A 6,971-nucleotide genomic window follows, 5' to 3' on the forward strand; every position below is an offset into this window, starting at 1 on the left:
GAGCCAGATGATTTAGTAGGAATCTGTTTGGATCGTAGTTTAGAGATGCTGATAGGTATTTTAGGTATTTTAAAGTCAGGAGGTGCTTATGTTCCTATTGATCCGGAGTATCCAAAGGATCGTATAGACTATATGCTGGATGATGCAGGTATTAGGTTGGTGTTGAGTATAGAGACTAGTGTAGATGTTATCGCTAACCGAGAAGATTTATCTGTTTTTATGTTAGATAGGGATTGGTCTGTTATTAAGAGTTACCCTACAAATAGACCTGAAAGTATTTTATGTCCCTCTCATTTAGCCTATGTTATTTACACCTCAGGAAGTACCGGTAAGCCTAAGGGAGTTTTAATTACTCATAGTAATGTAGTTCGGTTATTCAAACATGAATCCTGTTTATATGATTTTTCATCCAGTGATGTCTGGACTTTGTTTCATTCGTTTTGTTTTGATTTTTCGGTATGGGAGATGTATGGGGCTTTATTACATGGCGGACGTTTAGTTATTGTACCCAAAGAAGCAACCAAAGATGCTATATCTTTTAAGCAATTATTAGTAAAAGAAAGAGTTACTGTTTTAAATCAGACACCAAGTTCCTTTTATGTATTTCAAGAAGAGTTCCTTTCGGAAGTTTTAGAGAGTTCCTTGCGTTATGTAATTTTTGGAGGAGAAGCATTAAATCCTATTTATTTGAGAAGATGGAAGGAATCCTATCCAGATTGTAGGTTGATAAATATGTATGGTATAACAGAAACGACTGTACATGTTACTTATAAAGAGATTACAGTGACTGACACTCTTGCTTCTACTAGTGTTATAGGATCGGCAATCCCTACTTTAGAATGCCATATATTAGATGATCATTTAAATTTAGTCCCTATAGGTGTAGTTGGAGAGTTATGTATAGGGGGTTCAGGAGTAGCAAGAGGTTATTTAAATAGGAAAGAATTAACCAGAGATAAGTTTATAAAAAATCCATTTAGTAAAGATAGTAATGCTAGTTTATATAAATCAGGTGATTTAGGGAGATGGTTGGCTGATGGTACTATCGAATACATAGGTAGGAAAGACAATCAGGTTAAGATTCGAGGGTATCGTATAGAGTTAGGAGAGATAGAGAATGTTTTGTCGACTATATCTGGTATCCAAAGTAGCTGTATACTTGCTCGGGAAGATGTAAGAGGTAATAATCGTCTGATAGGTTATGTAGTTTTAGAAGGCGTACTAGAAAAAGAAAAAATAAAGGAAGAGTTAAGATTGAGCTTACCAGACTATATGATTCCTCAGTTATGGGTAAAATTGGAAGCAATGCCATTAACATCCAACGGTAAGTTAGATAGGGGGGCTTTACCAGATCCAGATACTACGGAGTTATCGACAAAGGAGTATGTGGAGCCTCGTACAGATACAGAGCTTCAATTGGTAGAAATCTGGCAAGAGTTATTAGGAGTAGATCGAGTAGGTATTTATGATAATTTCTTTGAATTGGGGGGACATAGTTTATTGGTTGTCCAATTGATATCCCGTTTACAAAGAAAAGGTTTTAGTATAGGAGTAAAAGACATTTTTGAAAATCCTAAAATTGTATTCATTAGTGATAAATTATCTTCATTATCCTCAGTTTATAGTGTTCCTGCGAATGGTATTGAAGTTTCAAGTATTCGTATAACCCCATCGATGGTTCCTTTACTTGATTTTAAACAAAGTGACTTAGATAAAATAGTAGGAAGTGTTATAGGAGGCGTTTCGAATATTCAGGATATTTATCCTTTGTCTCCTTTACAAGAAGGTATGTATTTTCATTACCTATTGAGTAATAAAGATCAAGGGGACCCCTACATTCTTCCTAATTTACTTTCCTTTCCAGATATAGAAAAACGAAACTCTTTTATTGAAGCGTTACAATTTGTAGTTAATCGCCATGATATTCTACGTACCTGTATTAAGAGTGAAGGTTTGCCTAAAGCTGTTCAGGTCGTATTGCGAGATGCTCCTTTATTAGTAAATAGATTAGATTTAGATCCTTCTAAAGAGGTTTTGCTTCAGTTGGAGTCATTGACAGCACCAGGTTGTCAATCGATGGATACCTCGATAGCCCCATTATTAGATTTAAAATCGGCAGATGATCCAGAAAAAGGCTGTTATTATTTGATAGTGAATCAACATCATTTAATATTAGATCATGTTGGTTTGGAAAAAGTAATTGAAGAAATTACAACATTTTTATCTGGAGAAGGAGCCAATCTTCCGGAACCTGTTTTATATCGAGATTTTATTGGGCATACATTACATTCTCAGTCTATTAATGATAGTGAGTCTTATTTTAGATCTTTATTAGGAGGTATAGAGGAACCCACATATCCTTTTGAATTATCGAACGTTCTTGGTGATGGTAGCAATATTAATGAATCAAGCGTCTTTTTATCTAAAAAACTAAGTAAAGAGCTTCGTGATGTTTGTATCCATTTTGGGATGACTCCGGCAGTTTTATTTCATGCTGCTTACGGGTTGGTTGTAGCTAGATGTAGTAATAAGGATTATGCTGTTTTTGGATCATTGTTCTCTGGTCGTTTACAAGGATCTTTAGGTGCAGCTGATTCTTTAGGATTGTTTATTAATACACTCCCTTTGATGTTAAATTTAGAAGGAAGTGTAAACCAATATTTGGATCAGGTTAAGATAAGATTAGAAGAATTATTATCTCATGAGCAAACTCCATTAGCTCATGTTCAAAATTGGAGTGGTGTCTCAAATGATATAGCATTATTCAGTGCTTTGTTGAATTATCGCCATTCTTCACTTTCTTCAGAAGAAAAGGAAAACAGTAGAGATTTAAGTATAAGTACTATTAAAAGTTATGAACGTACTAATTATCCCTTTGCATTAAGTGTGGATGATTATGGAGTTGATTTTGGATTGACAGCTCAAATTGATGGAAGTATTAGTTCTGATCGGGTTATTACTTATATGGAGGAAGCCTTGATTCAGCTTTTAGAAGGATTAAATAGTAAAACAATAGAAAATGTTGATGTTTTAGGTGTTTTACCAAAGACAGAAGAGATTAAGTTATTGCAAGTTTTCAATGATACATCAACAAATTACTCACAACAAGATAAGACTTTAGTGCATTTGTTTGAGAATCAGGTTAAGATTTCTCCAGATGCTATTGCTGTAGTTTTTCAGGGAAATGAGATGAGTTATGAGGAATTAGATAAGCATTCTAATCATTTGGCAAACTATCTGTTATCTAATTTTAATGTTAATAATGGAGATTTTGTTGCAGTGATTTTAGATCGTAATGATTGGTTGATTGTTTCTTTTTTAGCAATATTAAAAACAGGAGCTGTTTATGTACCAATAGACCCAAATTATCCTGATGAAAGAAAAGAATATATACGTAAAGATAGTGCTAGTAGTATTGTTATAGATGATTCATTTTTAAATTTATTTAAAGAAGATAATTCTGTTTCTTCTAATAAGGCTCTTAATATTCCTATAAAAAACAATGATTTAGCTTATGTTATTTATACATCAGGTAGTACAGGTCAACCTAAAGGAGTAATGATTGAACATAAAAGTATTGTCAATACGATTTTATCTCAAACTTCTATTTTTTCTATTTCAAATAGAGATAATTGTTTACAATTTGCAAGTCCTTCTTTTGACGCTTCGATTTCGGAGATTTTCACTTCACTTTTTAGTGGTTCTAGATTATGTATTATTGAAGAAGAGAGAAAATCAGATATAGCTTTTTTTAGAGAATTTGTAATTAACAATAGTATTACCATTGCTACTTTGCCACCTGCATTTTTACAGTTGTTATCGGTTGAAGATTTAGAAGGTATTCGAACTTTAATTACTGCGGGAGAGGCTATAGCTTTGGAATTAGCAAAGAAATTTTCTTCACATTACAATTATATTAATGCTTACGGACCAACAGAAACGAGTATTTGTGCAACAACTTTTAATGGAAACCCAGAGATTCTTGTTCCTATAGGTAAGCCTATTGCTAATACTCAGATTTATATCTTAGATGATAATCAATGCCTTTTGCCTATCGGTGTAGTTGGAGAGTTGTGCGTTGGAGGTTTAGGGGTTGCTAGAGGATATTTAAATAAAGAAGAACTAACCAAAGACAGGTTTATTGAGAATCCATTTATACAAGGAGGTCGTTTGTATAAGACAGGGGATTTAGCACGTTGGTTGCCCGATGGAAATCTTGAGTTTATGGGGCGTTCGGATGATCAAGTCAAGATAAGAGGCTATCGTATTGAACTTGGTGAGATCGAAAATGCCTTGTCCTCTTTAGAGGTCGTTAATCAATGTTGCGTATTAGCAAAAGAGGATGTTAATGGGAACAAACGTTTGATAGGGTATGTTGTTGTAGAAGGAGATTTAGATAAGACAAAGATACAAGAAGAGTTAAAGGGAAGTTTACCAGATTATATGGTTCCTGGAATCTGGGTGGAGTTGGATGCAATGCCATTAACATCCAATGGTAAGTTGGACAGGAAGTCCTTACCAGATCCAGATAGTACAGAGTTATCGACGAAGGAGTATGTTGCTCCTCGTAATAAAATAGAAAAAAAAATAGTTGCTATTTGGCAGGATTTGTTAGGGATAGAGCGAATAGGTGTGTACGACAATTTCTTTGAGTTGGGTGGTCATAGTTTACTAATTGCCCAATTAATGTCTCGTTTACAACTAGAAGGCTATCACATTGGAGTAAAAGATATTTTTGATAATCCTACAATAGTTTCAATCGTTGAAAAATTATCGTCAGTATCATCAGTCTATTCTGTTCCTGAAAATGGTATTTCAGCTTCTAGTAAGTTTATTACACCATCGATGGTTCCTTTGGTTGACTTTAGCCAAAGTGATTTGGATAAAGTTGTGTCTCAGGTTACTGGGGGTATTTCGAATATCCAGGATATTTATCCATTATCTCCATTACAAGAAGGAATTCATTTTCATTATTTGATGAGTGATTCTAATCAAGGAGATCCTTACCTTCTTCCTAGCTTATTTTTGTTTTCTGATCAAGCAAAACGTCAAAATTTTATCGAAGCTTTAGAGTTTGTTATTGCCCGTCATGATGTTTTGCGTACTTGTGTTTTAAGCTCAGGTTTGCCAAGTACTGTTCAAGTGGTATTAAGAGAAGCTCCTCTAGTAGTAGAAAAATTGATTTTAGACAAATCGAAAGATGTTTTATCTCAATTAAAATTATTAATTGCTCCGGGTAATCAATGGATGGATATTTCAAAAGCACCACTTTTAGAATTAAAATCAGCAGATGATCCTGATAATGATTGTTATTATTTGATTTTACATGAACATCATTTGATATTGGATCATGTAGGTTTGGAGAAGATTGTAGAAGAAGTCATATCATACTCATCAGGAGATGTTACAAATCTTTCTGCTCCTGTTTTATATCGAAATTTTATAGGTCATACCTTACATGCACAATCACTTAATAATGGAGAATCTTATTTTAGATCTCTACTAGGAGATATCGAAGAACCAACATATCCTTTTGGTTTATCTAATGTTATGGGAGATGGTAGTGATATTGATGAGTTACGTATGTTTCTTCCTAAAAAACTAGGTGTAACATTAAGGAATGCTAGTGTTAGACTAGGTATAAGCCCAGCAGTATTTTTTCATGCAGCTTATGGTATGCTAATAGGCAGGTGTAGCAATAAGGAATATGCAGTTTTTGGTTCTTTATTCTCAGGACGTTTACAAGGTTCTTTAGGCTCTGCTAATTCTTTAGGCTTATTTATTAACACTCTGCCAGTAGCTTTAGAACTAAAAGGAAGTGTGTTAGAGTTTTTAAATCAAGTTAAAGTTGGATTAGAAGACTTGTTACCTTATGAGCAAACTCCTTTATCTCATATTCAAGGTTGGAGTGGTATCTCTAATGAAAAACCTCTTTTTAGTGCATTGTTGAATTACCGCCACTCACCGTCTTTATCAGAATCAGAAAGCACAATAGATTTAGGTCTCAAGATTATAGCTGGTCAAGAACGAACAAATTATCCATTTACTATTAGTGTAGATGATTATGGAGATGATTTTGAATTAAAAGCTCAGGTAAATAAAAGTATTGATGCTAGTCTGATTATTGATTATTTAAAAGAATCGCTGACCCAACTCTTAGAGGGCTTGAATGATGAAAAAATAAATGTTGGTAATCTTGATATTATATCAAAAAAGGAAAAAGCTAAGTTATTAGAAGTTTTTAATGATACCTCATTAGCATATCCAGAAGATAAGACAGTTATAGATTTATTTGAAGAACAGGTTATCAAGACCCCAAAAGCTACAGCAGTAATTTTTGAAGAAAAAGAGTTAAGTTATATAGACTTAGACAAACGTTCTAATCAATTAGCAAATTATTTACAGAACCAAGGAGTCCAATCAGGTACTTTAGTTGGTATTTGTTTAGATCGTAGTTTGGAGGTAATTATTGCTATCCTTGGGATTTTGAAATCAGGAGGAGTTTATGTGCCTCTTGATCCAGAACATCCAAAGAGACGTACCAATTACATGATCAAAGACACAGGTATTGACTTGGTGTTGAGTAGTGATGTTAATCGTACAATATTAGACGAACATGACGGCTTAACAGTTTTATGTTTAGATAAAGATTGGGATATTATTTCAGGTTTTTCATCAATCAGGTTAAGTAATACTTTATCTCCAAATGATTTGGCTTATATCATGTATACCTCTGGTAGTACTGGTGTTCCCAAAGGCGTTATGGTTGAACATGGTAATATTGTAAGTTTATGTACGAGTTGCGATTATATTCCTTTAAATAGAGATACGGTTTGGTTATCCACAGGTTCAATTTCTTTTGATGCTACGACATTGGAGTTTTGGGGTACTTTATTACATGGAGGACAATTGGTATTAGAGGATACAAATAGTTTATTAGATGTAATTACTCTAAAGCGACTTATTATCAA

General features: G+C 33.7%; 1 protein-coding gene. It reads left to right on the forward strand.

The window, feature by feature from the left end; genetic code table 11:
- Positions 1-6,971: non-ribosomal peptide synthetase (locus H527_RS22620; RefSeq protein WP_155837950.1), on the forward strand; the 6,971-nt coding region annotated here is incomplete at both ends.

Origin of the sequence: Aquimarina muelleri DSM 19832 (genome assembly GCF_000430665.1) — a bacterium.
Classification (GTDB): Bacteria; Bacteroidota; Bacteroidia; order Flavobacteriales; family Flavobacteriaceae; genus Aquimarina; species Aquimarina muelleri.